This is a genomic window from Vagococcus intermedius, assembly GCF_029144185.1.
Taxonomy (GTDB): Bacteria; Bacillota; Bacilli; order Lactobacillales; family Vagococcaceae; genus Vagococcus_D; species Vagococcus_D intermedius.
The window spans coordinates 1,244,635-1,271,137 of the sequence record NZ_CP110232.1 but is presented as its reverse complement, the minus strand read 5'-3'; the positions used below and the strand labels follow the sequence as shown (position 1 = coordinate 1,271,137).

The 26,503-nt window shown below is 34.3% G+C and carries 27 protein-coding genes; 25 read left to right on the top strand and 2 right to left on the bottom strand.

What is annotated here, in order from left to right; all coding sequences use genetic code 11:
* Positions 1-11: 11 nt before the first annotated feature.
* The 14 genes from pduL to OL234_RS05795 all read left to right on the top strand — a co-directional run bounded on the left by pduL (position 12) and on the right by OL234_RS05795 (position 11,606).
* The gene (pduL, locus tag OL234_RS05860) at positions 12-635 is read left to right on the top strand and encodes a phosphate propanoyltransferase (RefSeq protein WP_275470117.1); all 624 of its coding nucleotides are present in this window, start codon (positions 12-14) and stop codon (positions 633-635) included.
* Between the two features lie 11 nt (positions 636-646).
* Entirely contained in the window at positions 647-1,489 is an 843-nt protein-coding gene (eutJ, locus tag OL234_RS05855) for an ethanolamine utilization protein EutJ (RefSeq protein ID WP_275468313.1), read from the top strand.
* Complete coding sequence (gene pduM / locus OL234_RS05850) at positions 1,482-1,997, top strand: PduM family microcompartment protein (protein ID WP_275468312.1); 516 nt, start codon at positions 1,482-1,484, stop codon at positions 1,995-1,997. The genes eutJ and pduM overlap by 8 nt, the downstream gene beginning before the upstream one ends.
* Positions 1,979-2,251 (top strand): EutN/CcmL family microcompartment protein, encoded by a 273-nt coding sequence (locus tag OL234_RS05845; protein WP_496198490.1) that lies wholly within the window; start codon positions 1,979-1,981, stop codon positions 2,249-2,251. Before pduM ends, OL234_RS05845 begins: the two co-directional genes overlap by 19 nt.
* A 12-nt stretch (positions 2,252-2,263) precedes the next feature.
* Positions 2,264-2,857, top strand: a complete 594-nt coding sequence (locus OL234_RS05840) for a cob(I)yrinic acid a,c-diamide adenosyltransferase (RefSeq protein ID WP_275468310.1) — start codon at positions 2,264-2,266, stop codon at positions 2,855-2,857.
* On the top strand, positions 2,847-3,317 hold the full coding sequence (locus OL234_RS05835) for a GlcG/HbpS family heme-binding protein (RefSeq protein WP_275468309.1): 471 nt from the start codon (positions 2,847-2,849) through the stop codon (positions 3,315-3,317). The genes OL234_RS05840 and OL234_RS05835 overlap by 11 nt, the downstream gene beginning before the upstream one ends.
* 4 nt (positions 3,318-3,321) lie before the next feature.
* Complete coding sequence (locus tag OL234_RS05830; protein ID WP_275468308.1) at positions 3,322-4,725, top strand: aldehyde dehydrogenase family protein; 1,404 nt, start codon at positions 3,322-3,324, stop codon at positions 4,723-4,725.
* 2 nt (positions 4,726-4,727) lie between these two features.
* Positions 4,728-5,852, top strand: a complete 1,125-nt coding sequence (locus OL234_RS05825; protein ID WP_275468307.1) for a 1-propanol dehydrogenase PduQ — start codon at positions 4,728-4,730, stop codon at positions 5,850-5,852.
* A gap of 14 nt (positions 5,853-5,866) precedes the next feature.
* On the top strand, positions 5,867-6,568 hold the full coding sequence (locus OL234_RS05820; RefSeq protein WP_275468306.1) for an MIP/aquaporin family protein: 702 nt from the start codon (positions 5,867-5,869) through the stop codon (positions 6,566-6,568).
* A gap of 27 nt (positions 6,569-6,595) precedes the next feature.
* Positions 6,596-7,771: an acetate/propionate family kinase gene (locus tag OL234_RS05815; protein ID WP_275470116.1), complete on the top strand. Its 1,176-nt coding sequence runs from the start codon at positions 6,596-6,598 to the stop codon at positions 7,769-7,771.
* 369 nt (positions 7,772-8,140) lie between these two features.
* A complete protein-coding gene (locus OL234_RS05810; protein WP_275468305.1) occupies positions 8,141-9,496 on the top strand; it encodes a 4Fe-4S dicluster domain-containing protein in 1,356 nt (451 codons plus the stop codon).
* Positions 9,496-10,056 (top strand): BMC domain-containing protein, encoded by a 561-nt coding sequence (locus OL234_RS05805; protein WP_275468304.1) that lies wholly within the window; start codon positions 9,496-9,498, stop codon positions 10,054-10,056. Before OL234_RS05810 ends, OL234_RS05805 begins: the two co-directional genes overlap by 1 nt.
* Positions 10,057-10,437: 381 nt before the next feature.
* Positions 10,438-10,965 carry a lytic polysaccharide monooxygenase gene (locus tag OL234_RS05800; protein WP_275468303.1) on the top strand — a complete coding sequence of 176 codons (528 nt, stop codon included), beginning with the start codon at positions 10,438-10,440 and terminating at the stop codon, positions 10,963-10,965.
* Positions 10,966-11,312: 347 nt separating this feature from the next.
* Entirely contained in the window at positions 11,313-11,606 is a 294-nt protein-coding gene (locus OL234_RS05795; RefSeq protein ID WP_275468302.1) for a hypothetical protein, read from the top strand.
* Between the two features lie 24 nt (positions 11,607-11,630).
* Here OL234_RS05795 and OL234_RS05790 read toward each other — a convergent pair whose 3' ends face one another.
* On the bottom strand, positions 11,631-12,791 hold the full coding sequence (locus OL234_RS05790; RefSeq protein WP_437184418.1) for an iron-containing alcohol dehydrogenase: 1,161 nt from the start codon (positions 12,789-12,791) through the stop codon (positions 11,631-11,633).
* Between the two features lie 332 nt (positions 12,792-13,123).
* On the opposite strand from OL234_RS05790, the gene OL234_RS05785 reads away from it, so the two are divergent.
* The 9 genes from OL234_RS05785 to OL234_RS05745 all read left to right on the top strand — a co-directional run bounded on the left by OL234_RS05785 (position 13,124) and on the right by OL234_RS05745 (position 22,122).
* Complete coding sequence (locus tag OL234_RS05785) at positions 13,124-13,933, top strand: GNAT family N-acetyltransferase (RefSeq protein WP_275468301.1); 810 nt, start codon at positions 13,124-13,126, stop codon at positions 13,931-13,933.
* Positions 13,934-14,164: 231 nt separating this feature from the next.
* Positions 14,165-16,165: a penicillin-binding protein PBP4(5) gene (gene pbp4 / locus OL234_RS05780; protein WP_275468300.1), complete on the top strand. Its 2,001-nt coding sequence runs from the start codon at positions 14,165-14,167 to the stop codon at positions 16,163-16,165.
* 97 nt (positions 16,166-16,262) lie between these two features.
* Entirely contained in the window at positions 16,263-16,898 is a 636-nt protein-coding gene (locus OL234_RS05775) for a YfbR-like 5'-deoxynucleotidase (RefSeq protein WP_275468299.1), read from the top strand.
* Positions 16,899-17,003: 105 nt separating this feature from the next.
* Positions 17,004-17,321, top strand: coding sequence for a nitrous oxide-stimulated promoter family protein (locus tag OL234_RS05770; protein WP_275468298.1), 318 nt, complete (start codon positions 17,004-17,006; stop codon positions 17,319-17,321).
* 123 nt (positions 17,322-17,444) lie between these two features.
* Positions 17,445-17,858, top strand: a complete 414-nt coding sequence (locus OL234_RS05765; RefSeq protein WP_275468297.1) for a GntR family transcriptional regulator — start codon at positions 17,445-17,447, stop codon at positions 17,856-17,858.
* Positions 17,827-18,738, top strand: a complete 912-nt coding sequence (locus OL234_RS05760) for an ATP-binding cassette domain-containing protein (RefSeq protein WP_275468296.1) — start codon at positions 17,827-17,829, stop codon at positions 18,736-18,738. Before OL234_RS05765 ends, OL234_RS05760 begins: the two co-directional genes overlap by 32 nt.
* On the top strand, positions 18,735-19,934 hold the full coding sequence (locus tag OL234_RS05755; protein ID WP_275468295.1) for an ABC transporter permease subunit: 1,200 nt from the start codon (positions 18,735-18,737) through the stop codon (positions 19,932-19,934). The genes OL234_RS05760 and OL234_RS05755 overlap by 4 nt, the downstream gene beginning before the upstream one ends.
* A gap of 135 nt (positions 19,935-20,069) precedes the next feature.
* Positions 20,070-20,687, top strand: a complete 618-nt coding sequence (locus tag OL234_RS05750; protein WP_275468294.1) for a hypothetical protein — start codon at positions 20,070-20,072, stop codon at positions 20,685-20,687.
* A 16-nt stretch (positions 20,688-20,703) separates the two neighbouring features.
* Complete coding sequence (locus OL234_RS05745) at positions 20,704-22,122, top strand: glycosyltransferase (RefSeq protein ID WP_275468293.1); 1,419 nt, start codon at positions 20,704-20,706, stop codon at positions 22,120-22,122.
* Positions 22,123-22,252: 130 nt separating this feature from the next.
* On the opposite strand, the gene OL234_RS05740 is transcribed toward OL234_RS05745, so the two are convergent.
* Entirely contained in the window at positions 22,253-23,776 is a 1,524-nt protein-coding gene (locus tag OL234_RS05740) for a helix-turn-helix domain-containing protein (RefSeq protein WP_275468292.1), read from the bottom strand.
* A gap of 345 nt (positions 23,777-24,121) precedes the next feature.
* Here OL234_RS05740 and OL234_RS05735 point away from each other — a divergent pair, with 345 nt between their 5' ends.
* Positions 24,122-24,805: a FadR/GntR family transcriptional regulator gene (locus OL234_RS05735; RefSeq protein WP_275468291.1), complete on the top strand. Its 684-nt coding sequence runs from the start codon at positions 24,122-24,124 to the stop codon at positions 24,803-24,805.
* A gap of 144 nt (positions 24,806-24,949) precedes the next feature.
* Positions 24,950-26,497 carry a gluconokinase gene (gene gntK / locus OL234_RS05730; RefSeq protein ID WP_275468290.1) on the top strand — a complete coding sequence of 516 codons (1,548 nt, stop codon included), beginning with the start codon at positions 24,950-24,952 and terminating at the stop codon, positions 26,495-26,497.
* The last annotated feature ends 6 nt before the right edge of the window (positions 26,498-26,503 follow it).

Genomic DNA, 26,503 nt, shown 5'->3' with positions numbered 1-26,503 from the left:
GGATGAATAATATGAATGAAGAAGAACTAAGACAACTGATTCGTAAAATCATTGCCGAAGAAAGTCAACCAAAGATCCCAATTGGTGTATCTAACCACCATATACATTTGAGTCAAGCAGATTTTGATGTTTTATTCCCAGGTCAAGAAATGACAGTAAAAGTACCGCTTAAACAACCCGGTGAATTTGCTTCAAATCAAACTGTAACGATCCAAGGCCCTAAAGGTGATATTGAGCGAGTTCGGATTTTAGGTCCATGTCGTGCTCATTCACAAGTAGAGTTAGCTAAAACTGAAGCCCGTCAAATTGGTGTTAATGTCCCAATTAGAATGTCAGGTGATTTAGCTGGTACGCCAACTGTTACAGTTAAAACAAAAGATGGTGAAGTTCAAATTCAAGGAGCTATTGCAGCTAAACGTCATATCCACATGAGTGATCGCGATGCAGAAAACTTTGGTGTCAAAAAAGGTGATGTTGTAAAAGTTGAAATAGCTTCTGAAGAACGTAAAACAATTTTTGACGATGTCATTGTTCGTCCTGATCCAAAATTTGTTTTAGAAATGCATATCGATACGGATGAAGCTAATGCGGCCAATGTCGGTAAAGGAACAGTCGGTCGGTTAATTAAAGAATAGGGAGTGTCATCATGGATCTAAATGTAAGTAATCAACTATTAGATGAATTTGCACAGCTCGTCAAAAAAAATCAAGCGGCGCGGAAAGTGTCTGAAGGTGAAAAACTAAAAGTCGGAGTCGATTTAGGAACATCCTCCATCGTTTTGGCTGTTTTAGATCATGAAGATAATCCTATCTATGGTAATTTCCAATATGCTGATGTCGTTCGTGATGGTATTGTGGTGAATTACATTGAATCTGTTCAAATTTTAAAGAAACTAAAAGCGCAAGCTGAAGAAGTTTTAGGAGTAGAGTTGCTAAGCGCAAGCGGAGCGATTCCACCTGGAACAGGTGAAAATAGTCAAAAAATAGTCGCCAACGTTATCGGTGATGCCGGTTTTATTCCGCAAGCAATTGTGGATGAACCAACGGCAGCAGCTAAATTTTTACATCTAGATGACGGCAGTGTCATCGATGTTGGGGGTGGTACAACTGGGATTAGTAACTTCCAAGATGGCCAACAATTATCAGTTTTTGATGAACCAACTGGCGGCTTTCATATGTCACTTGTCCTAGCTGGTGCTAAAGGTATCACGGTAGATGAGGCGGAACTTCTTAAGCGGGAAGCACCGAATGAAAAAGAAATCTTCGGTGTGATTCGTCCAGTTGCTGAAAAAATGGCAAGTATTTCTAAACAATACGTGGTAGCTAAAGAGGAGGACCCAGTTCTTTTGGTAGGTGGGGCAACCAATTTCACTGATTTTATCCCTACATTTACTAAAGTCATGAAACGCCCAGTAGTTGGTCCTCACTTTCCACAATTTGTAACGCCTTTAGGAATTGCCATGTATGATCAGGGGGAGTTAGATGAATGAAACAGAACTAATCAAACTAATTACCCAAAAGTTAGCTCAAAGGCAAACGAGTCAAGTAACACTTTCTTGCCAAGAGAATTTTACTGAGAAAAAAGCACCTGAAACAACGCTATTTTTTGATAATCAGCAGGTAGTTTTAGAACAAGTCCCAGTATCATTGATTCATGACTTATTTTATTTTAAGAAAGATAATCCTTGGGTAGCTTGGATTCTAACAGGACTATCCTATCAGGTGACATTTTCTTTTAAAATCAATCATCAAACTTTATTATTTGTTCCTTGGAAGATGCTAACAGCGTGGCCGATTATGCTAGAAATTGACAATCGAAAAGTAATAGCCTTAACAACTGCCATTATAAAAAGAGAAGAAATCTTAACACTTTTTGAATCAAGTATTTTAGTTAAGACTAGCAAACAAAAGCTAACAGATGAAGCAAGTTTTCAAGTACAAAAAAGAGGGATAGGGATTGTAGAAAGGATCGATGAGACATGTATATGGGGCGAGTAGTCGGAAGTATCGAAGCGAGTCAAAAAGATTCCTCGTTAGTTGGACGAAAGCTAATGATTGTACAACAAGTTAACAGTGAATGTGACCCAATTCGTTATGAAGAAGTTGCAGCTGATACCGTTGGTGCGGGCATTGGTGAATTTGTTCTACTAGTTAAAGGTGCCGGCGCAAGAAAAACAAACCGAGATAACCCTAGCGAACGTGATGTGGTTGATTGTTCCATCGTCGGCATTATCGATCGTTTTAACAAATAAGGACGTGATATTATGGCGATTTATACAAAAACCGGAGATAAAGGCACAACAAGTTTATTTGATGGCCAACGTGTCAAAAAATATTCTGATCGTGTCGATACTTACGGGACTTTTGATGAATGTAATTCATTTATTAGTGTGGCAGAAAAATTCTGTCAATGTGATGAAAATAAACAGTTACTTGTGAAAATTCAATATAAAATGTTTCAATTGGCTGGTGAAATTGCCACAGTGGATGAAACAAAATTTTCAGATAAAAGTCAACAGATTTCAGAAACTGATATTAAGGAATTAGAATTAGTTATTGATAATTATACTAAGAAATTACCGGCTATTACGACATTTATCTTACCAGGTTCAAGTTTGGCAGGCTCACATTTACATTTAGCAAGATCTGTCTGTCGGCGTGGTGAACGAATGTTGGTCCGTCTTTCTGAAGAGCAAGGTATAGTAATTCGTCCAGAGTTATTAAAATATGTCAATCGCTTATCTGATTGTATGTATATTCTAGCTCGTGATGAAGATTATCATGACAAAGAAGAAAAAAGAATTGATGAAATTATTCAACGCTATTTACAACAGGAGGCTGAAGTTAATGGGAAATGATGTCCTAAATGAAGCAATTGAAAAAGCGATTAAAATGGTTCATGCTGACGTTCTATTTTCAAAAGAAAATCTAATGCGTGTGATTGACGTAGCAGAAGCTAAAGCTCGTGAAATAAAGGTACCTGTTACTATTTGTATCAGTGATGTAGCAGGAAATGCCCGTATGCTTTATCGGATGCCTGAAGCTAAATTAGTGAGTTTAACATTAGCACCTAAAAAAGCTAATTCGGCTTTATTAATGCAAGCTCCAACAAAAGATTTAAACAAAGAGACACAACCTGGTGGCGATTTATATCAAATCGAAACAATGATGGCGGGTGACTTAGTCACTTTTGCTGGTGGGTTACCAATCATTTATGAAGAGCAAATCATTGGGGCAATTGGTGTCAGCGGTGGCTTAGTATCAGAAGACCAATTAATTTGTGAAACTGCTGTGGCAGCTTTATTAAAAGGAGAATAACATTATGTCAACTTTAGAAGAACAAATCAGAAAAATTTTATCAGAAGAATTAGGAAGTAAAGAAGCATCAACATCAGCTTCAGGCAATAAAGGGGTATTCAAAACGGTTGATGAAGCTGTTGGTGCCGCTAAAAAAGCCCAAGAAATCTTTGTGGATTGTTCAATCGAAACTCGTAACAAAGTCATTGATGCAATCAAAGATGGTTTCGCAGGTTCATTAGATTATATTGCTGAAGAAATTTTAAAAGAAACTGGAATGGGTACAGCTGATGCTAAGGTTTTAAAATTAGAAAATGCTTTATTCAACACACCAGGAACTGAAGATTTAACATCAGAAATTCAAACAGGTGATGGCGGATTAATCATGTATGAGTATGCACCTTATGGTGTGATTGGTGCGGTGACACCAAGTACTAACCCAGTTGAAACAGTTATTGCCAACGCTATTATGATGTTAGCTGGTGGGAACACAGTTTACTTTAGTGTTCATCCAGGAGCTAAAAACATTTCACGTTGGGCAGTCGAAAAAGTGAATGAATTTATCTACGATGCGGTTAAATTAGAAAATTTAGTTGTAACAATTGAAAAACCATCAATTGAAGCTGCTCAAGAAATGATGGCACATAAAGATATTGATGCACTAGTTGTAACAGGTGGTCCTGGTGTGGTTCATCAAGCGATGATTAGCGGTAAAAAAGCAATTGGTGCCGGTGCTGGTAACCCACCAGCTATGGTTGATGCTTCAGCAGACGTAGCTTTAGCAGCGCGTAATATTGTTGAATCAGCTGCTTTTGATAACAATATCTTATGTACAGCTGAAAAAGAAGTGATCGCTGTTCAATGCGTAAAAGATGACTTAATTCGTTTAATGCAAGCAGAAGGAGCTTTCTTACTAACAGCTCAAAAAGATATCGATGCTTTATTAGCTTTAACTTTACGTGAAAATGGCACACCTAGTCGTCAATTTATCGGTAAAGACGCTACTTATATTTTAGATGAAGCTAAGATTAGCTATACAGGTAAACCAAATCTAATCATTATGGAAACAGCAAAAGATCATCCATTTGTTGAAAAAGAAATGTTGATGCCAATTGTCCCAGTTGTTTGTGCGAAAGATTTTGATGATATGTTACAAATCGCTCTTGAAGCAGAAGGTGGTAACCATCATACCTCATCTATCCATTCAGGTGATTTAAAACATATTAATAAAGCAGCTCATCGTATGAATACGTCTATCTTTGTGGTCAATGGTCCTACATTTGCCGGAACAGGGGTTGGCTTCACCGGCGCTTCAGCTTTAACAATTTCAACACCAACTGGTGAAGGAACAACTACTGCGAAAACATTTACTCGTCGTCGTCGTTTAAATTCACCTCAAGGATTTTCAATGAGAGTTTGGAGAGATTAATAATGGAAAAATTGGTTGTTCCTACAAAAATATATTCTGGAGCCGACAGTCTGTCGGTTCTAGGAGATATCCAAAATGCGCGTATTTTAATGGTTTGTGATTCATTCTTGCCTGGTACTGACAGTTTGAATATCATCTGTGATCAACTTGCTAGTACCAATCAAGTAAGATTATTTTCTGACATTAAACCAGATCCACCGCTAGAAAATATCATGAGTGGGGTTGAGGTCTATCAAGAGGTTCAACCGTCAGTGATTATTGCAGTTGGTGGGGGATCAGCGATTGATACAGCCAAAGCCATTCGCTTTTTTGGCGAAAAATTAACAAATCAAAAGGTGGGAAATTTTGTCGCCATTCCAACGACTAGCGGGACAGGGTCAGAAGTTACAAATACAGCAGTAGTCTCAGATACTAAAAATGGTGTGAAATTCCCAATTATTAAGGATCATTTAATTCCAGATATTGCTATTTTAGATCCAACTTTAGTGATGAGTGCACCAAATAGCGTAACAGCTTTTTCTGGATTAGATGTGTTAACGCATGCCTTAGAATCACTAGTAGCCAATGATGCTAATTTGTATACAGATGCCTTAGCAGAAAAATCAATTCAAGTTATTATTGCTCATTTAGTAGAGACGTATCAGCATGGTACAGATTTTGACTTACGTCATAAAATTCATGATGCTTCATGTGCTGCTGGTTTAGCATTTAATACAGCTGGCTTAGGTATTTGTCACTCTCTAGCTCACCAAATTGGTGCTAAATTTCATGTCCCACACGGTTTAGCAAATGCAATGTTGCTCCCTTACGTTGTTGAATTTAATGCACGTGATAAACAAGTTGCTGCTAAATACGCCGCTGCTATTGGAAAAACTGACTTGGCCTCAGCATCATTTAGTACCAATGATCAAGTCTTAATTAAACGACTACAAAAACAAATTTTTACTATGATGAAAGCGATGAAATGTCCGAAAACTTTAAAAGAATTTGGCATTTCTGAATCAGACGTTCGTGAAAATATGGAATGGATCGTTTCACATGCTCGTGAAGATGGTACATTTCCAGGAAATCCAGTTGTACCAACAAATCAAGAATTAGCTCACATTGTTGAGTCTATAATTAAATAATAAGGAGTCTATTTATGCAAGAATATTTCGGTGAATTTATAGGAACAGTGATTATAATCGTTTTAGGGGTTGGGTTAACAGCCAGTGTCAATTTAAACAAAGCATATGGTAAAAATTCAGGTTGGTTATATATCTGTTTTGGTTGGGGACTATCTGTCGCCTTTGGTGTCTATGTTTCAAGTTTCTTAGGAGCAGCAGGACATTTAAATCCAGCGGTAACATTATCTTCAGCAGCCTTTGGGTTATTCCCAGCAAGTAAAGTATTGGGGTATCTAGTGGCACAATTTATCGGCGCCTTTTTAGGAGCAGTGATTATTGCTATTCATTACTACCCTCACTTTAAAGAAACAACACCAGAAGAGGGGAACACAGTGGGTGTTTTCGCAAGTGGTGGCGCGATTCCTAATAAATTATTTAACTTTTTAGGTGAGTTTATTGCAACATTCTTCTTTGTTTACATCATGTTAAACTTAGGTGATTTTACGGACGGTTTAAAACCGTTGATAGTTGGTTTAGTTATCACATCAGTCGGTTTAGCTTTAGGTTCAACAACGGGTTACGCTTTAAATCCATTTCGTGATTTTGCACCACGTTTAGCTTATGCTATTTTACCAATTCCTAATAAGAGCGATGCTAATATGGCATATGCTTGGGTTCCAATCGTTGGTCCAATTTGTGGCGCAATGTTAGCTACTCTAATCTTTAGTATTTTCTAATTTAAGTTTTAAGTGAAAAGAGGAAAAATCATGACGAAAGTAATGGCAATTAACTCGGGGAGCTCTTCTCTGAAATTCAAATTATTCATAATGCCCCAAGAAGAAGTAATAACTGAAGGGGCAATCGAGCGTATCGGATCAGATGAAGCTGTATTTTCATATAAATACAATGGCAAAACTAGCCAAACAATGCCCATTAAAGATCATCAAGCGGCGGTACATTTATTATTAGATACCTTAACTGAGCAGAATATCATTGAGTCATATGATGATATTTCAGGTGTAGGACACCGTATTTCACATGGTGGGACTTATTATCAAGATGCGACCTTAATTGACGAACAAGTCGAGCAGCACATTGACGAACTAAGTACCTTATCCCCTTTACATAATCCGGTAAACTTAATCGGGATACGTTCATTTAAAGCAGTTTTGCCACATGCGAAACAAGTTGCTATTTTTGATACATCTTTCCATCAAACGATTCCGGAAGAATTCCACATGTACGCTTTACCATATAAATATTATGTAAACTATGGTATTCGTCGTTATGGTTTCCACGGACCAAGCCATCAATATGTTTCTGAAGAAGCTAAAAAAATCAATCCTGCAGCTAGTAAAGTGATTACGTGTCATGTGGGGAGTGGCGGTAGTATTGCAGCTATTAAAGATGGTAAGTCAATCAATACGTCAATGGGCTTTACCCCTCTAGCAGGGCTTGTGATGGGGACTAGAACCGGTGATTTAGATCCACAGATCTTACCATTTATCCAAGAACAAGAAGGTCTAAACTCACAAGAAATCAAAGATTTAATGAATAAAGAATCAGGTTTATTAGGTCTTTCAGGTATTTCAAATGACTATCGTGACGTAGAAGAAGCAGCAGATGCGGGTAATAAACAAGCTGAAATGGCCTTGACTGTTTTTGCTCGTCGTATTATTCAATATGTTGGTTCCTATGCGGCTGATTTGAATGGTTTGGATACGTTAGTTTTCACAGCAGGTGTGGGAGAACATTCTGATCGCTTACGAAAAGCTGTCTGTGATTCTCTAACGTATCTAGGTGTTAAAATTGATGAGGCTAAAAATGCAACAGATAGTCTTTCGATTGAAGCAGCTGATAGTAAAGTGAAAGTTTTAGTAATACCAACAGACGAAGAGGTAATTATCGCACGTGATGTGATACGTATTGCCGCTTTATAAAATAAGAAAATAACTTATCGTACGTTTTCATAATCAGCGTTTGTTTTAATAACGATGATACAAATCAATTCTCCTAGAAAATAAATAAAATAATTATAACAAGTCAGCGATAGTTAACTTTTCTTCTGCCAAAGAAAGTTTAACTATCGCTATTTTATTAAAAAAATATCTGCTTCTTCAGATTTATATAGAGAAAAATGGCTAGTTTAATTAAATAACTAACTTATTATGAAAAATATTTTTTTCACAAAGTTAGCTGTTTGCTAGTAAAAAAATATTGCAAAGAAGAGTGAAAGAGCTTACAATATAGGAGACAATGACGTCTATTACAGTTATATATAGAAAAAAATAAGAAATGTAGGTGAACTCATGTTATTAGAAAAAATTCACAACTCAGGAATAGTTGGAGCTGGAGGTGCCGGTTTTCCAACCGCAAAAAAATTAAATGCCCAAGCTGAATATTTTATTATTAATGCGGCTGAATGTGAACCGTTATTGAAAACAGATCATTATGTGATGAAAAATCATGCTAAAAAATGTATTGAAGCAATTACTAGTGTGGGAGAGTTGGTTCAAGCAGAAAATGTTGTAATCGCTACGAAAGGACATTATCATGAAGAAATCGCGGCTTTAGAAGCAGCTATTAGTGAATTAAATGCTAACATAACCATTTTTAAAATGGGGAATTTTTATCCAGCAGGTGATGAACAAGTAATTGTCTATGAAGTAACAGGGCGAACAGTTCCACCAGGGGGTATTCCATTACAAGTAGGTTGTGTCGTTTCAAACATAACAACGATGTTAAATGTTTATGAAGCGATGATTTTAGATAAGCCTTTGACTCACAAACTCCTAACTATTACAGGAGAAGTTAATGAACCTAAATTAATCTCCGTACCAATCGGGACTTCATTTACCAAATGTTTAGAACTAGCAGGCGGCACGCCATTGACACAATTCATCTTTTTAAATGGCGGACCTATGATGGGGAAAATTGGCAATCATAATAATTTTGATGATCAAGTAGTGACTAAAACTACCTCTGGTATTATTGTATTAGAAGAAAAAGAGTATCTATATAGCTTGCATGAAAGACAAATTAGTCAAATTATCAATCAAGCGAAATCATCGTGTATCCAGTGTACTCTTTGTACTGATTTATGCCCGCGTTATCAAATTGGGATACCGTTACATCCTCACCAAGTGATGCGACATCTTTCTTTAACAGATGTTCCGGATGATATTGACGATGATCCGGTTTGGAAACAGGCTATTTTATGTTGTGAGTGTGGTATTTGTGAGGTGATTGCCTGTCCGATGTCTTTATCGCCACGTCAGGTTAATATCTATGTCAAAAATCGTTTAGCTGAAAAAGGCATTCGTTATAAATACAATGGGGAAGAATTAGTACCTAAGCCAATGCGAGAATATGCTAAGACGCCACCTAAAAATATTTTATTAAAAATGGGCTTAGAAAAGTATGTCAATTATAAATTCGATGAGATGATGGAGTACGAATCTGAAGAAGTCTTTATTCCTTTAAAAATGCATATTGGCGCACCTTGTCAGCCTATTGTTGAAAAAGGTCAAAAAGTTATGAGTGGGGATGTCATTGCCACGTTATCAGATGAGCAATTAGGTGCCCCAATTCATGCTAGTATTACAGGAACAGTTCAATCAGTTGGCGAGCAACTAATTCATATTAAAAAGGATGTGGCAGTATAATGAGTAACAATATTGATACGCTAGGATTTTTGGAATTAAATAGTATTGCAAAAGGAATTGAAGCAGTAGACTTTATGCTAAAAGCAGCGGATTGTCAGTTAATCTCTGCTAAAGCAAGCTGTCCGGGTAAGTATTATATTATTATTTCCGGTCGTGTAGATTCTATTCAACGGGCAATTGAGGAAGGGTCTCGTATTGGGGGAATGCATGTGGTTGGTAAGCTTACAATTCCAAGAATTGATCCTAAAGTTATTACAGCTATTAATATGACTCATATACCAGATAACTCATCTGCTATAGGGGCTATTGAGTATTATTCAGCAGCAGGCTCAATTATCGCCGCTGATTATGCAGTCAAAGCAGCCAATGTCGATTTAATAAGTTTACAGTTGGGTACAGGAATTGCTGGTAAATCATTTGTGGTTCTTACAGGTGATGTTGATGCTGTCAGAGCCGCAGTTGAAGCTGGTGTTGAAGGAGCTAAGGAAGAAGCGATGATCATCAATCATATCGTTCTGGCCAACCCGTGTCCTGAGTTAGTAAACAGTTTAGTCTTTTAATCAAAAAGCAGCTTGGTATCTTCTACCAAGTTGCTTTTTGATTAGAAAATAATAGAGATATGCTGAAAAATAATACATAATACTTAGATAAATGGACTGTTTTTTAATTCAGTATAAAAAATATTATATTTTTCTATGCTAGATTAAAAGAACAGTCAGAATTAGCTTATTTTTATTTCTGCTCTAAATAGTCTCTTTTATTATCAATAATCTCTTATAAACTAGGTGAAATGAATAAATTACAGTATGCTTTTTTTTAATGATTAATGTAAAATAGGTTAATAAAATAACATATATAAAGATAAAGATGCTATAATTGAAAGTGTTATGTCATTTATCTTACTTGTAGATAAATAACGATAGGTTGAAGGAGACAGAGTAATGCAAGAAAAGAGTTATACAAATACCGCACAAGAGAAACGGCCAGTGGAAGCAACAATTTATGAACCCTCTTCTAATCAGAGTATTTGGTTGTATTTGGAAGAGAAAAATCACAAACAAATTTCTAAAAACATAGATGCTTTAGAGATTCAATCAAACTTAGTGTTAGAAAGTATGACAGTTAGTGAAAGTCAGGAAGAGATTGCCAGAGAAAAGACAAGAAACATCGAAAAGGAAGTCCAAAATAAATTACATAATGTGATATCAACAGCTGAGGAAACCTCTGAACATAAAGTGGTATGGAGTTATTACATGACTAAAAATAATTGGCAAAATTTTGGAGAGTTAAGTGCTGATAACTTAGAATTGATCGGTGAGGCTGAAGTTATTAATCAGCATTTATTGCCAAAACAAACTCAGGCAATCGCTTTTCCGAGTGATCGTAAGGGCAAACATTTAATTGTGGCGATGTCTGATGATATAGAGGTTAAAAAAGGCTTTTATCATGTGATTGAAATCATGCTTTAATTAAAAAAACAGTTAGGTCGTTTTTGTACCTGCCTGTTTTTTATTTTTTAATAAATAAACCAGGTTGGGTTATATGAATAGTTATTCTATAACTTAAGTAAGAGTATGATGTCCTGTGATTTTCAGAGGTTAGTTTAACTTCATTAGGATAAATGTTATTTAACCTTGAACTTAGATAATAGTTCTTGACTATTTACTTACAGGGTTACTATAATAGCCTCAACAGTAAGATACTACTATAAAAAATCAAATTGATACTTAAAAATCATTTTTATTAAGCCAAGCGGTTATTAGGGTTTAGGGAAAAAGTCAAGCTAGCGTAGCAAGAGAGAAAGAACGGGGTAGTTATGGAAAATAATTATAACGATTTAGAACCCAATATTTTGACGTGTCTTAAAATCAATCAAGCTCGATTAGTTGATGTGTTAGATTTAATAGGTCTTTTTGCCTATGAAGAGGCTATTGAATCACTTGCCATTACCAAATTAGAATTAGAAGAGATCAAGAGAAGAGATAATAAGTCAATACCTATTGATGTTCAGGAACAAGTATTACTAGTCCAAAAAGAATATCAGTTAATCTCAATGTTATTGTCGAAATCAAAGCAATCCATGATAAGAAAAAACCAAAAGAACTTGTAGCTATAGCTACAAGTTCTTTTGGTTTTATTCGTAGGCTTGTTCAAATAGTTTAATAATATCAGCTTTATTTCCTTGACGAGGGTTACTGAAAGCATTCCCATCATTTAGAGCATTTGTTGCCATCAAATCAAAATCTTCACGTTTGACATTCATTTCTTTAAGGGTAGCAGGAATTCCGACATCCGTTGCTAAAGTTCTCATAGCTTGGATTGCTAATACCGCTGCATCACGTTGTGATAAGCCTGTAACGTCTTCACCCATAAAACGTGCAATATCAGCAAATTTATCTAAGTTAGAAATCATGTTGTATTCTTCAACAGTGGGTAATAAAATAGCATTGGCAACGCCATGTGCCATATCGTATTGGCCACCTAATTGATGTGCCATGGCATGGACGTAGCCGAGATCTGCATTATTGAAGGCCATACCTGCTAATAATGAGGCATAGGCCATATTTTCACGTGCTTCCACATTATGCCCATTGGCCACAGCTTGACGCAAATTAGTACTGATTAATTTAATTGCTTGAATTGCCGCAGCATCTGTTACAGGATTTGCATTTTTTGATACATATGATTCAACCGCATGAGTCAAGGCATCCATACCTGTTGCAGCTGTCAGTCCTGCTGGGATATCTAACATTAATAAGGGATCATTGATTGAAACGACAGGGACATTGCGCCAGCTAACAATCACAAATTTCAAATGAGTATCTGAGTTAGTTAACACACAATGACGAGTAATTTCACTTGCCGTACCGGCTGTCGTATTAACAGCAACAATTGGAGGTAGCGGATTTTCTAATGTTTCAATACCAGCTAATTCAGTTAACGGTTTATCGTGAGTAGCAGCAATACCAATTCCTTTACCACAATCATGTGCTGAACCGCCACCTACAGTAATAATAGAATCACAATTATTTTTTGTATATACTTTTAACCCATCTAAACAGTTCGCAATTTTGGGGTTAGGTTCTACACCATCATAGAAGACATAATCAATATTTTTAGCTTTTAAATGCTTTTCAACTTGTTCGACTGGTCCATCAGGTAACGTTCTTAAAAAAGTATCGGTTACGATCAATGCTTTCTTAACCCCTAGTAATTCAACACGTTCACCAATCACTTCAACCGATTTTGGTCCAAAAAAGTTTACATTAGGTAAAAAATAATCAAAATAACGCATGTTAATTCCTCATTTCTGAAATTTTCTAGTAGTTAATCAGATTCTTTAACTCTACTTTTATAATACGCTTATTTTGAAAATAAATGAACGGACAGATATCTATATTTGTATAGTTTTTAATGAGAGAATTCGCTTTTATCTGTTTAAAAAAAGATAAAAACATACAAAACGGCAATTAGTGCACGTAACATAATAATTACATGTGATGTTGTGCACTTTTATTATATATATATTATTTGAATCAATTTACATTTCATTTCAATTAGATTACTATTAATAGGACAGAGTAAAGTCAATACTATTTTATAAAATAATTAAAAGGTGGGCTTAAAATGAAAATAATTAGATATAAAGAACTAGATAATCAAAAAGTAACAGCATTATGGAATGAAGCTTTTTTAGATTATAGTATTCCTATCCAAATGACAGTAGAGGGGTTAAATAATCGTCTGAAAAGTTTCGGTTTATCACCTGAGGATTCTTTAATTGCTATTTCTGATGAAAATCAACCAATTGGGATACTATTAACAGGTTCTAAAGTTTTTAATGAGCAACATATAGCTTGGGTGGGTGGCATGGGTGTCATTCCAAGTTTTAGAAAACAAGGTGTGGCTCAAAAATTATTGGCTAAAATGGAAGAAGAGGCAAAAGAAAAAGGTGTCGATCAAATTAAATTTGAAGTGATTAAATCAAATGATCGTGCTAGGGAGCTTTATTTAGGGGTGGGCTATATCCCACTGACTACTTTAGGATTTTATCAAGCACCATTGCTAAATCTAACCGAAGAAGCTTTAGTTTTTTGTCCATCTCAAGCAGTCAGTGAACCAGATACAACACCTTGGCAAAACAGATTTACTTTTTGCCAAATTATTGAACAAATTTGTGATAAGGATGAAACAATAGGCATTATTGGCTATCAAGAATCCCTTTCAAATGAAGGTGTACAGGGGATTGTAATTCGACAACTGCAATTAAAAAATATCGAAAATCTTTCAAGTGTGATAAGTGCTTTATATAAAAAATACGGTGAAATTAATTGTTCTTGGAGTAATGTTGATTTGGCGACGCCGTTAGCAACAGAGTTGACGCGTCTAAATATTACGGAGGAATTAGTTCAGTTGCAATTGCTAAAAAATCTCTAACACAAAACAGTGAATAACTAACTTAATAGGTAGTTATTCACTGTTTTTTCTGAATGATGACGATATAAAAATACTAAGAGAGTGGTATAATAAAGTAGTTAGTGTGATATAAACTAACTGATACTTTTTTAGTTCACTTTTATTCTCATGGGGGTTAAAATTAAGACTGACCTTTGAGTTATAATTGCAAAAAGCTAGTAGATAAAACTAAAATATCTTAGGAGAAATATAATGATAAGTAAAAAAAATGGAATGTTATTGGGGAGTATCGTTAGCGTTTTAGGTCTTATAGGCGGTGGGATTTGGTACGTTCAAAATCAAATGAAGCCTCAAAAAGTAGCAGACGAATTTATCACTACTTTAGAAAAACAAAATTACAAAAAGCTATCAAACTATCTTACAACTTCCTCGTTAAAAGAAGCTGGCTATACTAAAGATGAGTTAATTAAACGATATGAGACTGTTTTTTCTGACTTAGAAATTAATAAAGTTAAAGCCAGTCAAGTAACAGTGGATAAAAAAGACGGAAAACGTCAGTTACACTATAATTTAACGATGACATCCCCATTAGGTAAGTTAAAAAAACAATCTTATGAAGCTGAGTTAACTAAGGTGAAAGGTAGCTATAAAATCAATTGGCGTCCTGATTTGATTTTTCCTGGAATGATTAAAAAAGATCAAATCAGATTGACTGAAATGACACCAAAACGTGGTGATATATTAGATAGCACTGGTAAGCCATTGGCTACAAATAAAGAAGTGCCTCAAGTCGGAGTGACACCAGGTTTAATGACAGATAGTGAAAGTCAAGAAGAGACTATAGCTAGATTAAGTATTCTAATTGAGATGTCGGTCGAGGATATAAAAGAAAAATTAACAGCTGACTGGGTACAACCAGAGATGTTTGTACCATTCAAAACACTAGTTGATACAGATGTTGATTTGGAAGAATTGACAAACTTAAAAGGTGTCTCGATTGTGCAAAAAGAGGTTCGTTATTATCCAACTAAGGAGGCTTCAGCCCAATTAATTGGTTACACTGGAAACGTCACGGCGGAAGATCTTAAAGATAAACCAAATTTAGATCCGAATGGCCTAATTGGTAAAGCGGGGTTAGAGTATCGCTTCGATGAAAATCTACGAGGACAACTAGGCGGTAAAATCGCAATTGTTGCCACAAATGGTAAGGAAAAGAAAGTATTAGTAGAAAAGAAAAAGAGTGATGGTCAAGACATTGAAACAACACTAGATTCGGATTTACAGCAGACGGCTTATAAGGCTTTAAAAGAGAATAAAGGGGCAACGGTTGTCATGAATCCTCAAGATGGTAGTCTTTTAAGCTTGGTCAGTTCACCATCGTTTAATCCTAATAAGCTAGCAAATGGGATTAGTTCAGAAGAATATGAAAAATACGCGAGTAATCCAGATAAACCATTTTTAGCTCGCTTTGCAACAGGTTATGCCCCTGGTTCAACCTTTAAAGCAATCACTGCAGCAATTGGTTTAGATGCTAGCATTACGACACCATCTAAAACGCGAACTATTTCTGGTTTGAAGTGGCAAAAAGATGCCTCTTGGGGTGATTATTGGGTAACACGAGTTACAGAGACTCCTGAGGTTAATATGACACAAGCACTTGTTCATTCGGATAATATTTATTTCGCTCAAGAAGGCTTGGAAATGGGAGAAGCAACGTTTAGACAAGGATTGAACCGCTTTATTTTTGGTAAAAAACTAAATGTTCCGATTGAGATGCAACCTGCTCAAATTTCAAATACAACCAAATTTGAAAATGATATTTTGTTGGCGGATACAGCGTACGGACAAGGCCAGTTATTAATCAATCCCATCCAACAGGCAAGTATGTATAGTGTATTTGCCAACGAAGGAAAATTGTCCGAACCTAAATTATTAGTAAAAGACAAAACAAAAGAATTACCTGCAGTCATTTCTAAAAAAACAGCTGAAAAAGTGACAGAATCGTTAAAACAAGTCGTTTCTGATCCCCAAGGGACAGCCCATGAATTTGATCAACTAGGTTTAGGATTAGCAGCTAAAACAGGAACAGCTGAAATCAAAGAGAAGCAAGATACTAAAGGAATTGAAAATAGTTTCGTTTTTGCTTTCAACCCAGAGAATCCAGATAAGCTACTTGTTTCGATGGTAGAAGACCACAAAGATAACGAATCAGCGGTTAGTTTGAATTTAAATGTAGCCGAAACATTAAAATGAATGGTTAAATGATGTCAGCTAAGTTCACTTAACAGGTTATTAGTTGACTATTATGAATATAATGGTATGATAATAAAAATTAGTAGGGGGAATGAAGATGGGATTAAATGAATATCTGTTAGGTTTAAATAACCTTGAAACAATCGTACGTGCACCAGGGCACTTTAAATATACCAAGCATACAGTTGCAGCTCATTCATTCCGTGTTGCTTCAATTGCACAAGTATTAGGTGATATTGAAGAATTAAATGGTGAAACAATTGATTGGAAAAGTCTTTATGAAAAATCACTAAATCATGATTATACTGAGCGATTTATTGGTGATATTAAAACACCGGTTAAATATGCTAACAAAGAATTACGTGGTATGTTACAAACTGTTGAAGAAAAAATGACGGATGAATTTATCAACTTAGAGATTCCAGATGAATTTCAAGATATTTTTCGTAGACGTTTAGCTGATGGTAAGGACAATTCTTTAGAGGGTGAAATCTTAGCCGTGTCCGACAAGATAGATTTACTATACGAGTCATTTGAAGAAATTGTCAAAGGAAATCCCGAACAAGCTTTTAAAGAGATGTTTATTGAAGGCGTCAAAACAATCAAAAAGCACCAACACTGTGCTTCGGTCCGTTACTTCTTTGCTGAAATTTTTCCAGAGTTATTGAAACCAGATTTTTATGGAAAAGCTGAATTTTTAATGGCGTTAAATCGTGCCATCGACGAGTGTTAAATTAAAAAAAACCTGACTAGTTTTTATCAACTAGTCAGGTTTTTTTGAAATCTATTTTGTGATAAACTAAACAATAAAACAACGTTTGATAAAAAGGAGACTTCAATGAACAAGAATACCGGACCAATTATTAGCGAAGAGATTCAACTGATTGAGGTAATGATTAAAACATATTATCATAAAACAGAAAATTCCGCTCCTATTTCTGAAAAAAGAATGTTAAGTTACGCCAAAAAACGCTTGGAATATTGCCGATTTGGCGAATCGAAAACAACCTGCCAAAGATGTCCTATTCATTGTTATCAAGAAAATTACCGTGAACAGATGAAAAAAATCATGAGATTTTCTGGACCTAAAATGATTTTAAAACACCCTATTTTAACAGTTAAACATGGTCTTAGGGGAATGATACACCATAGATAAATTAACTATTATCATAAAAAAGAGTAGCTAGTCCGCTACTTTTTTTATTTTGCAAATAGGCTTTACAAAACAAAGTGTACTGTGTATACTAATACACGTAGAACAGTTGAATGGAGGTGCAACATGATTATCAATAAAAATAGTCCTTATCCTTTTTACGAACAGGTTGTATTAGGTATAAAAGAAGATATTGTTCAGGGGATTTTTCAGCCAGGAGATAAGTTACTGTCGGTTAGGGAAATGGCTAGTGTCCTAATGCTTAATCCTAATACTGTAAGTAAAGCCTATAAAACCTTAGAATCGGAAGGTGTCATCGTTACGGTTCGAGGAAAGGGGACATTTGTTAGTGATAAACAACAAAGACATTATAGAAATGAACAGCAAGTTGGAAAATTAAAAGAAGCGTTAGAAAAAATAGTAATTGAAGCAAGCTATCTGAATGTCAGTTTACCTGAATTGCAATCATGGTTGGCTGAGATAAGTGAAGGGTTAGGAGGAAATAGCGATGGAAGTAAAAAATCTAGCGAAGATAATTAATCATCAAGAGATTATTTCAGATATTAATTTCACTCTCAATCGAGGGGAAATTGTCGGGTTAGTAGGTCGAAATGGAACTGGTAAAACAACACTCTTTAGAACTATTGCCAATCACTATCAAGAAGACTCTGGTGAAGTGATAATTAATGGTACGTCTTTAAAAAAAGAATGCTTAAATTATGAAGAAATCTTTTATTTAGATAATCAATATAATTTTTTAGCAAATTTAACTGTAAATAGAATAGCATCTTACTATAAAAAATTATATTTAGGGTTTGATTCAGAAAAGTTTTTTGGCTTAATAAAAAAGCATCGTCTACCAGAGCAAGTAGTATTCAAACGTTTATCTAAAGGGATGAAAGGATTGCTGATGATTATCTTGGCTATTTCAAGTGGTGCTAATTATCTTTTATTAGATGAACCTTTTGACGGCTTAGATGTTCTTATAAAAAAACAGGCAATCCAGTTAGTTTTAAATGAGGTCAGCTTAAATCAGCGTCCTATTTTAATTTCTTCTCATAATTTAGTGGAGTTAGAGCAACTTATTGACCGAGTTTTGTTTTTAAAAGATCAAACAATTACTAAAGAATATCACCTTGAGGAACTGCGTTCAGAGGCGGTTAAGTTACAGTTGGTATTTAAAGAAAATACATTACCAAAACTGGTAAGGGATCATGCCAAAGTAATTGACGTACAAGGTAGGGTTATTGTAGGTATATTTAATCCTTATTCTCCTGAACTAGATAAGGAATTACGAGCGTTAAGACCAATTGTTATGGAAAAATTACCAGTTTTATTGGAAGATTTATTTAGAGCCGATTTGGCAGATGAAGAAATATTTATTTCAGACGATGACTTTATAAGGGGGAATCAAGTATGATTAATCGTGAACTACTAGCTATTCTATGGCAACGTTATAAAATTTATCTGCTTTTGATGCTAGCTTTAGTACTTGGATTTGCTGTGATGAATTCACAGACTGGTGTTAAAAATTGGCAAGCAGAGTATCATAATGAAAAAGTGGCAAAAAATACTTTTGAAGAACAAATCAAGTACTCAAAAGCAGACACCAGTCCGGAAGAAAAACATCCAGGAGAGGTCATGTTATATCATGGGGAGGGAAAAAAGGAAACGTACACTAAAGATTTTAAAGAATTTCGTGACCATCAACTGCAATTTTATTTAACTAATGAAATATATGGTAGTGGGAATGGTTACATTTACTTTAGTCAGAATATTACCGTATACCTTGTCTGTGCAATCGTCGTTGGCTTTTTAACTTTTTTCTTAGACTACAAGACTGGATTTAATACCTTATTATTTAGTTCTAGGTTCAAAAGAGGCGATATTTTTAAAACTAAGTTAATACTTATCGGTGGTGGATTTTTTATTGTGGTTATAGCTGCCAAAACGATTGCCTTATTGAACCTATGGTGGCAAATTCCAATGGAATATTTCAAAGTTGATATGGGACAGGCGCTACTAGGTGTGTTGGCAAGTAGCATCTTGACGGTAACTGTGTATCTTACAAGTTGTTTAGCAGGGATAGTATTGGCAGAGTGGGTGACTGGTCTTTTAACCATCAGTTTATTTTGGTTCTCTTTACTATTTCTAAATAATGCTCTAACTGAATTAGTGGCTGTCGTAAGGTATGAACTATTAGGGAGAAAGCTTGAAGACGCTTTAAATAGTCGTACTTTTTTAATGAGAGTTGAGGAAATCTATCAAGGGTATCAATTTAATTGGAAATTGTTATTGTTGAGTGTAGTTATTAGCTTGATTATGCTAGTTATTTCTTTTAGTTTGTTTAATAAGCAAGATTTGACACATAATGGTGAGTATTTAGCTTTTAGTTTTTTAAGAAAGCCGACTGTTATTTTGTTAGTAACTTATATTACTTTTACGGTTTCCGTAACAGGGGTGAGTCGCTATATGTATATGACGAATGTCACCTTTAGCCCAACTTACTTTTGTATCAAATTATTAATTAGTCTAGTAGTATCCTATGTTATTTCTCAATTATTAGTCTACCGTCAGTTAAAAATAAGTTCTCATTTATTAGGTTTTAATAAATAAAAACAGATGAATCATTTCATCTGTTTTTTTATTATCCAATTATCTTATTTTTAAAAAAATAAGATAATTCCAACAAACAAATTATTGTTATTATAACTAATAAGTAAGTAATTTTTTTTAGAAGGAGGCTTAATTTTGAAGAAGACCATTTTTTTAAAAGAGTTAAAGATGACAGAACATATTCAAAAAAACTTAACGGAAGAAAAAATAACTGATTTAACTATTTTTACAATAGATAGCGATAATATTGAAAGTTATGAAAAAGCTAAAGCCAATATAAGCAAACAATTATCCTCATTGAATGCGATACAGATTATTTCTTTTTATTTTGGAGAAGAAGTTATCAAAGCTCCTAAATTTTTAGAATTCGATAGAACATATTGTTACGATGTCATAGAACAAACGGATCAAACTATCTTGTATGATATTTATGATGATGTCCAACGTCTGGTCCAAAAAGCCTTAGTTCGTAAGATGGATAATCAGCTTATCAAAGTAGACCATCTAAATAGAGGGAAATTAATTAGGACAGAGTTATTATCGAAGGGGATTCTTTTTAAGACGATTGAAGAAAATGAGGATAATTATTTTCAAGCTGGAATTCCAGTCTTAACTCATCTAAAAGAAGCCAATTTATTTTATGATCAGGTTAATAATATAGTCGCAAATTTGGAAGTTATTCAAAAAAATTGGTTACTCAATGCTAATTTTAACGTAAAAGAGACAACAGATATACCGGTAGTTATTTTATAAAGGAGGCAATTTAAAAATGGATAGACCATTATATTTCATGGTGGCGGCATTGAGTTCAAAAATGGCCGGATTAGAAATTTCTGTACTAAGACGAGCAAAATTATTCATTGAGAAAGGTGGGATTATTCCAACTATTACCAATGACAGTTTATCAACGGATAGTTTAAACATACGAAAAATGCTAATTGACAAAGAGATTTTTCATCCTCAACTAAAATTTAAAAATATGTATCTTGATTTTCAAGGAATTACAACTTCTGATTTAATGGATAAATTTACTGGTACATTACAACATAATATAACTAAACAAGATAATCTAAGTATTGATAGAATAACATTTTCTGACGGAACATTATCTTTAATCAAATATGTTAAGGACGGTCGCTTATATAAGATAGACCTGTATCATATTCAGGGGTATTTAGCCGCTACTTTCTTTTTTGAACACCCTACTAATAGATTAAGTCCGACTAAAACCTATCTATATGATCAAGAGCAACCCGTCGTCAAAAAAATATTCCATAATGAAGCAGCGCTTAAATTAGAGTGGTTAAGAAGATGGTTTGATGGAGAAAATGGCTTATTTATTGTTGATCGTGTAAATAAATATAATTATTTGTTTAAGAGCTTTCCCCACTATAACCTAATTGCTCAGTTTCATAGCTCGCATCTAATGCCACATCAAAATTCCCAGATTGGACGTTTCGCCTATGTTTACGGAATTGTATTAACGCAATCTCCACAAATCTATCAAAAAATAGTCGTACTAACTGAACAACAAAAAACAGATATTCAAGAACGTTTGCCATATGAACTCCCATTAGAAACAATCGGGCACTTCCTTCTACCAGTTAGTACCCCTTTTATTTATGGGCGAAACCGTCAGGATATTGTTATGTTGAGCAGAACAGATCCTGATAAAAATTTAGAGGACGCGATCAAGGCATTTCATAAAGTAACTTTGTATTATGACGACGTTAATTTGAATATTTATGGAACGAATAAAAATTGTAATTATTATCATCAATTAGTAGCCTTAGTCAAGGAGTTAGGCTTAGAAAATCGGGTCTTTTTTCATGGCTTTATTACTAACATCAGTGAGATATTTAGGTCTGCTTTATGTTGTATTAACTTGAGTAATCGCGAAGGCTTTGGTTTGACTTATTTGGAGAGTCTTCAAAATGGTTGTCCAGCATTTGCCTATGCTATTAAGTATGGACCGAGTGAAATTATTAAAAGTGGTGAAACTGGTTTTCTAGCTCCAGAAGGGAATTATGAATTAATCGGTCGGGCTATGGTGGAATTTATTTCTATTTATAAAGATTGTCCAGCTGCTTATCAAGTTGTTGAGGAAGCATGTCTTAAACAAGCTGAAAATTATTCAGAAGAGTTGATTCTAGCAAAGTGGCAAAAATTACTAGCGGGATTAACTTAAAGATATCCTGATTCAAACATGGAAATGACCAAAATTCTCGGGATAAAAAGGTTAATTTTAACAAATAGAAATTTCAAAAATAGTTTAATAAAAAAAAGCCTCCTTATTTCATTAAGGAGGTTTTTTTTTATTAGATCATAGAATGATTTAATAAGGCGATGTTTTGATGCCCTTTTTCATAGATGATTGTCAGATATGTTTTAGAGATAAAGTGACAAAGATCAATTAGTAAGGTCTCCGATTTGGGATCTGGAAAATAATAAAAATATTGATAAGTATTATTAAAATGAAATTGATCAGAGACGATAATATCAGCTTGAGATGTGTCTTGTGTCAACGTAAATGTATCAGCTTGAAAAATCTGTGACAACCGTTGTGTTAAATAATATTGAAATGCTGGATTGTCAGGAAAATATAAGACAATAGAGAGCGAGGTAGCGAGTTCTTTTCTATGTAAATAAGTAATTAATTCAGAAAAAAGAAGAGAATGCTTGAGGTAGATAGGATAAAGTAGACTATTTTCATCAAATCGCTCAGAATGATCAGCATTTTTTTCAAAGGTATCCGGTAACGTAATAGTTGGAAATGTTTTTTGAGCGGCTGAAGTTGATTGCTTAATTAAAAAAGTAGGGTCAAATAATTCATATATATTAACACCAAAAATAGATAGATACAACCCATATAGATAAGTGGCATACTCTATTAATTTTGTTTCTTCCTCTGAAATAAAGGGAACATAAGTCAAGAGAAAGGCACTAAGTTTCAATGTTTCACCCATGAAATTTGTTTTTTCTACTTTCATTTTTTCAAAAGGTTCCAAATGAAAACGACGATGATTGATAGGTGCGTATAAAATACTAGATAGAAAATTCAGAAAATTACAGGCCTCTTGATTTCTGATGGAATCATTCATTTTAGAGTTAAAAAAATAGACATTATCAGTATAATCAGATATAGCTTGTTCAATATCTGGATTGTCTAAAGTAAATTGATTGAACTCTAGTTCATAAAGCTGAACTAATTTTATAAATGTATTAAATTGATACATTTCCCGTGAATTCATGCTAATCATCTCAGGTTTATGTAAAAATGTCGCTATTGGAACTTTTTCAAAAATAATTTTTTCCCGTTTTTCTTCAAAAAGTTTGTTACTCATTTCAATAAACAAGTAAGAGAAAAAAAAGACATGTTCTAAAGCACCTATGATTTCAAGTTGGTTTTGTTTGTTTCGTATTCTGATTTTATAGGGACTTAAAAATTTATTTAAGCTTGTAAGTGATTGATTTAAATAGCTTAAAGAAATAGAAATGTTATCGGAAACTTCAAGTGCAGAAACACTCTTATTTCTAACAACGGTGTCAATAATCTGAAATACAAAAGAGTCGAGAAGTAACTCTTTTAATAAAAGGGTGAGCAATGTATTTTTATTAATATAGGTTGCTTTTTTTTCTAACAATATGTGATTATCCACAATAGTTAATTTCGGTAAGTCGTAAATAACTTGATTGGTTAAAAAAGCATGCAAGGCCAATAGATCTCTATTTAATGAAGATGGATTAATTTTTAACATCGTACAAAGCTTAGTTTTAGACATTGGTTTATCGTAAGATAAGTTAGCTAAAATTAAGATAAGCCGGATTTCATTTTTTTTCAAGAATAAGTTAATCAGCATGAAAAACCCTCGATTTCTTTTTTGATAATTGTAATCATTACAATATTATACTATATATAAAAGCTAAAGCAAGTGTCTTATGAAAACGATTATTTCAATAAAAATAACCACATAATAGCTAATCAGTTAAATACTTAGCTTGTTTTTAAGATATATTACAAATTGTTTACAACCATCAATCTATATAGAAAGGGCTTTATATTTTTGTTAAACTATATGTAAGATTCATAATAATCCAAGATTTTTCTATCTCCTCTGTAGTCCGCTCAACTGCAGAGGTTATTTTATTATAGAGCGTGAGTACTAAAAATGAGGTGAGTAGTTATAATGTTGAAACAAGAAGAAAAATTAAATCAATCATTAGCCCAACAAGTAGCGAAACAACTTGAAGAATTGATTATGACTAAAGAATATCAAGTAGGAGATCAGCTACCTAATGAATTTGACTTAGCTAGTAAATTAGATGTCGGTAGAGGGACGATTCGTGAAGCAATCAAGCTATTGGCTGCTAGAAATGTTGTAGTTATAAAACGAGGTTTAGGAACTTTTGTCTCAGATAACCCTGGCTTAACTGAGGATCCTTTAGGCTTAACTTTTATAACAGATAAAAAAAAATTGAGTCATGATCTAATGGAAGTTAGGTTAATGGTGGAACCTAATATATCTGCCTTAGCTGCCCAGTATGCGACTAATGATGAGATTATTGAGATGGAGAAATTATGTCTAGAGATTGAATATTTAATTCAAAATAATAAAAATCATGAGGAGAAGGATATTGAGTTTCATACGTTGATTGCTAAGGCCAGTAAAAATCTTGTTGTTCCTAGTTTGATTCCCATTATTCAAAGTGCTATCTCTTTATTTATTGATTTAACTCATCGAAGTTTGAAAGAAGAAACAATTGAAACGCATCGAAAAATAATTGACGCGATAAAATCTGGGAATTCAGAAGCGGCAAAAGAAGCAATGTATCAACATTTACAATATAATAAAAAAGAACTATCAATATAAAAAACAGCCTCTTTATATAAAGAGGCTGTTTTTTATATTGACTAATCAGTTAGGAAGCGTTATCATTCTCTTTAGAGATACGACGTCATACGTCTTGCTGTATGATAGTATAAAATTTAATTACGTAACAGGAGGAAGGATTTAATGAAGAACAAGCTCATGATAGGTGTAGATATAGGAACAACTAGCACTAAAGCTGTACTATACGATGTAAAAGGAACGGTGAAAGCATCTGCTAATAAAGGATACCCCTTATATCAAGAGATACCAGATATGGCAGAACAAGATCCTGATGAAATTTTCGAAACGGTAATTGATGTTTTAACAGAAGTTATCAGACTATCAGGCGAAGAAAAAGAGTTGATTTCAGGTGTTGCTTTTTCTAGTGCGATGCATAGCTTGATTTTATTGGATGATCAGAACCAACTATTAACACGTTGTCTGACATGGGCTGATAATCGTAGTTACAAGCAAGCAGATAATTTAAAAGATAGCGCAGAAGGATTAGCCATCTATCATCGGACAGGGACGCCTATTCATCCTATGTCTCCATTATCAAAGATGCTGTGGTTAAAAGAAACACAACCAGATTTATATGCACAAACAGCGCATTTTATCGGTATTAAAGAATATGTCTTTTTTAAGTTGTTTAACCAATTCAAGGTGGATATTTCGATCGCCTCAGCAACTGGTTTATTTAATAATCAGACATTATCATGGGATAATAAAATATTAGAAAAGCTCGGTTTACATGAGGATCAATTGTCTGAATTAGTTGATACAACTGAACAAATAAGAGGTTTAAACAAATCATATGCTGAGGTAATTGGTTTGCCTGAAACGGTTCCTTTTGTTATAGGAGCTAGTGATGGCTGTTTATCTAATTTAGGAGTAAATGCTATTGATGGTAAGACACTTGCTTTAACAATTGGGACAAGCGGGGCTGTACGAATGGTGACAGATAAACCTGTAACAGATGTTAAAGGTAGAACCTTCTGTTATGCATTGACACGTGACAAATGGGTAGTCGGTGGGCCTGTTAATAATGGTGGAATTGTTTTCCGGTGGGTGAGAGATCAATTGTTTGCTCCAGAAAAAATAACAGCTGAACAGATGCAAGTAGATAGTTATGAAATCTTGACCCAAATTGCTGAAAAAATCCCGGCTGGATCGGAAGGTTTACTCTTCCATCCTTATTTAGGTGGAGAAAGAGCACCTCTTTGGGATGCCAATGCGAAGGGATCATTTATCGGATTAACTACACGTCACACTAGAGCACATATGGTACGTTCTTCCTTAGAAGGAATTGTATTTAACTTGTATTCTGTGATGTTAATTCTCGAAGAATTAGTAGGACGACCAGAAAAAATCCAAGCAACAGGTGGGTTTGCACGCTCAGCGTTATGGAGACAACTTTTAGCAGATATTTTTGAACAAGAAGTAACGATCCCTGAAAGTTATGAGAGTTCTTGTCTAGGGGCAGCTGTAATAGGGATGAAGAGTTTAGGTTTAATCGCCGATTTAACTGAGGTAGACAAGATGGTAGGTGTTACAAAAAAACATATCCCTAATGAGGACAATTATGGGATTTATCGCGAATTATTTCCTATTTTCATTAGATCATCACGCTTATTACAGGAAGAATTTTCAGCCATCTCAGCATTTCAACGAAAACATGGAAGTCATGAATAAAATGGA

Coding starts and splice junctions, on each gene's coding strand:
- OL234_RS05800 (WP_275468303.1), top strand. CDS start 10,438: ATGCAAGAAAAGAGTTATACAAATACCGCACAAGAGAAACGGCCAGTG.
- pbp4 (WP_275468300.1), top strand. CDS start 14,165: ATGATAAGTAAAAAAAATGGAATGTTATTGGGGAGTATCGTTAGCGTT.
- OL234_RS05810 (WP_275468305.1), top strand. CDS start 8,141: ATGTTATTAGAAAAAATTCACAACTCAGGAATAGTTGGAGCTGGAGGT.
- OL234_RS05805 (WP_275468304.1), top strand. CDS start 9,496: ATGAGTAACAATATTGATACGCTAGGATTTTTGGAATTAAATAGTATT.
- OL234_RS05735 (WP_275468291.1), top strand. CDS start 24,122: ATGTTGAAACAAGAAGAAAAATTAAATCAATCATTAGCCCAACAAGTA.
- OL234_RS05840 (WP_275468310.1), top strand. CDS start 2,264: ATGGCGATTTATACAAAAACCGGAGATAAAGGCACAACAAGTTTATTT.
- OL234_RS05785 (WP_275468301.1), top strand. CDS start 13,124: ATGAAAATAATTAGATATAAAGAACTAGATAATCAAAAAGTAACAGCA.
- OL234_RS05820 (WP_275468306.1), top strand. CDS start 5,867: ATGCAAGAATATTTCGGTGAATTTATAGGAACAGTGATTATAATCGTT.
- OL234_RS05795 (WP_275468302.1), top strand. CDS start 11,313: ATGGAAAATAATTATAACGATTTAGAACCCAATATTTTGACGTGTCTT.
- OL234_RS05765 (WP_275468297.1), top strand. CDS start 17,445: ATGATTATCAATAAAAATAGTCCTTATCCTTTTTACGAACAGGTTGTA.
- OL234_RS05760 (WP_275468296.1), top strand. CDS start 17,827: ATGGAAGTAAAAAATCTAGCGAAGATAATTAATCATCAAGAGATTATT.
- eutJ (WP_275468313.1), top strand. CDS start 647: ATGGATCTAAATGTAAGTAATCAACTATTAGATGAATTTGCACAGCTC.
- OL234_RS05845 (WP_496198490.1), top strand. CDS start 1,979: ATGTATATGGGGCGAGTAGTCGGAAGTATCGAAGCGAGTCAAAAAGAT.
- pduM (WP_275468312.1), top strand. CDS start 1,482: ATGAATGAAACAGAACTAATCAAACTAATTACCCAAAAGTTAGCTCAA.
- OL234_RS05775 (WP_275468299.1), top strand. CDS start 16,263: ATGGGATTAAATGAATATCTGTTAGGTTTAAATAACCTTGAAACAATC.
- gntK (WP_275468290.1), top strand. CDS start 24,950: ATGAAGAACAAGCTCATGATAGGTGTAGATATAGGAACAACTAGCACT.
- OL234_RS05790 (WP_437184418.1), bottom strand. CDS start 12,791: ATGCGTTATTTTGATTATTTTTTACCTAATGTAAACTTTTTTGGACCA.
- pduL (WP_275470117.1), top strand. CDS start 12: ATGAATGAAGAAGAACTAAGACAACTGATTCGTAAAATCATTGCCGAA.
- OL234_RS05745 (WP_275468293.1), top strand. CDS start 20,704: ATGGATAGACCATTATATTTCATGGTGGCGGCATTGAGTTCAAAAATG.
- OL234_RS05770 (WP_275468298.1), top strand. CDS start 17,004: ATGAACAAGAATACCGGACCAATTATTAGCGAAGAGATTCAACTGATT.
- OL234_RS05830 (WP_275468308.1), top strand. CDS start 3,322: ATGTCAACTTTAGAAGAACAAATCAGAAAAATTTTATCAGAAGAATTA.
- OL234_RS05755 (WP_275468295.1), top strand. CDS start 18,735: ATGATTAATCGTGAACTACTAGCTATTCTATGGCAACGTTATAAAATT.
- OL234_RS05835 (WP_275468309.1), top strand. CDS start 2,847: ATGGGAAATGATGTCCTAAATGAAGCAATTGAAAAAGCGATTAAAATG.
- OL234_RS05825 (WP_275468307.1), top strand. CDS start 4,728: ATGGAAAAATTGGTTGTTCCTACAAAAATATATTCTGGAGCCGACAGT.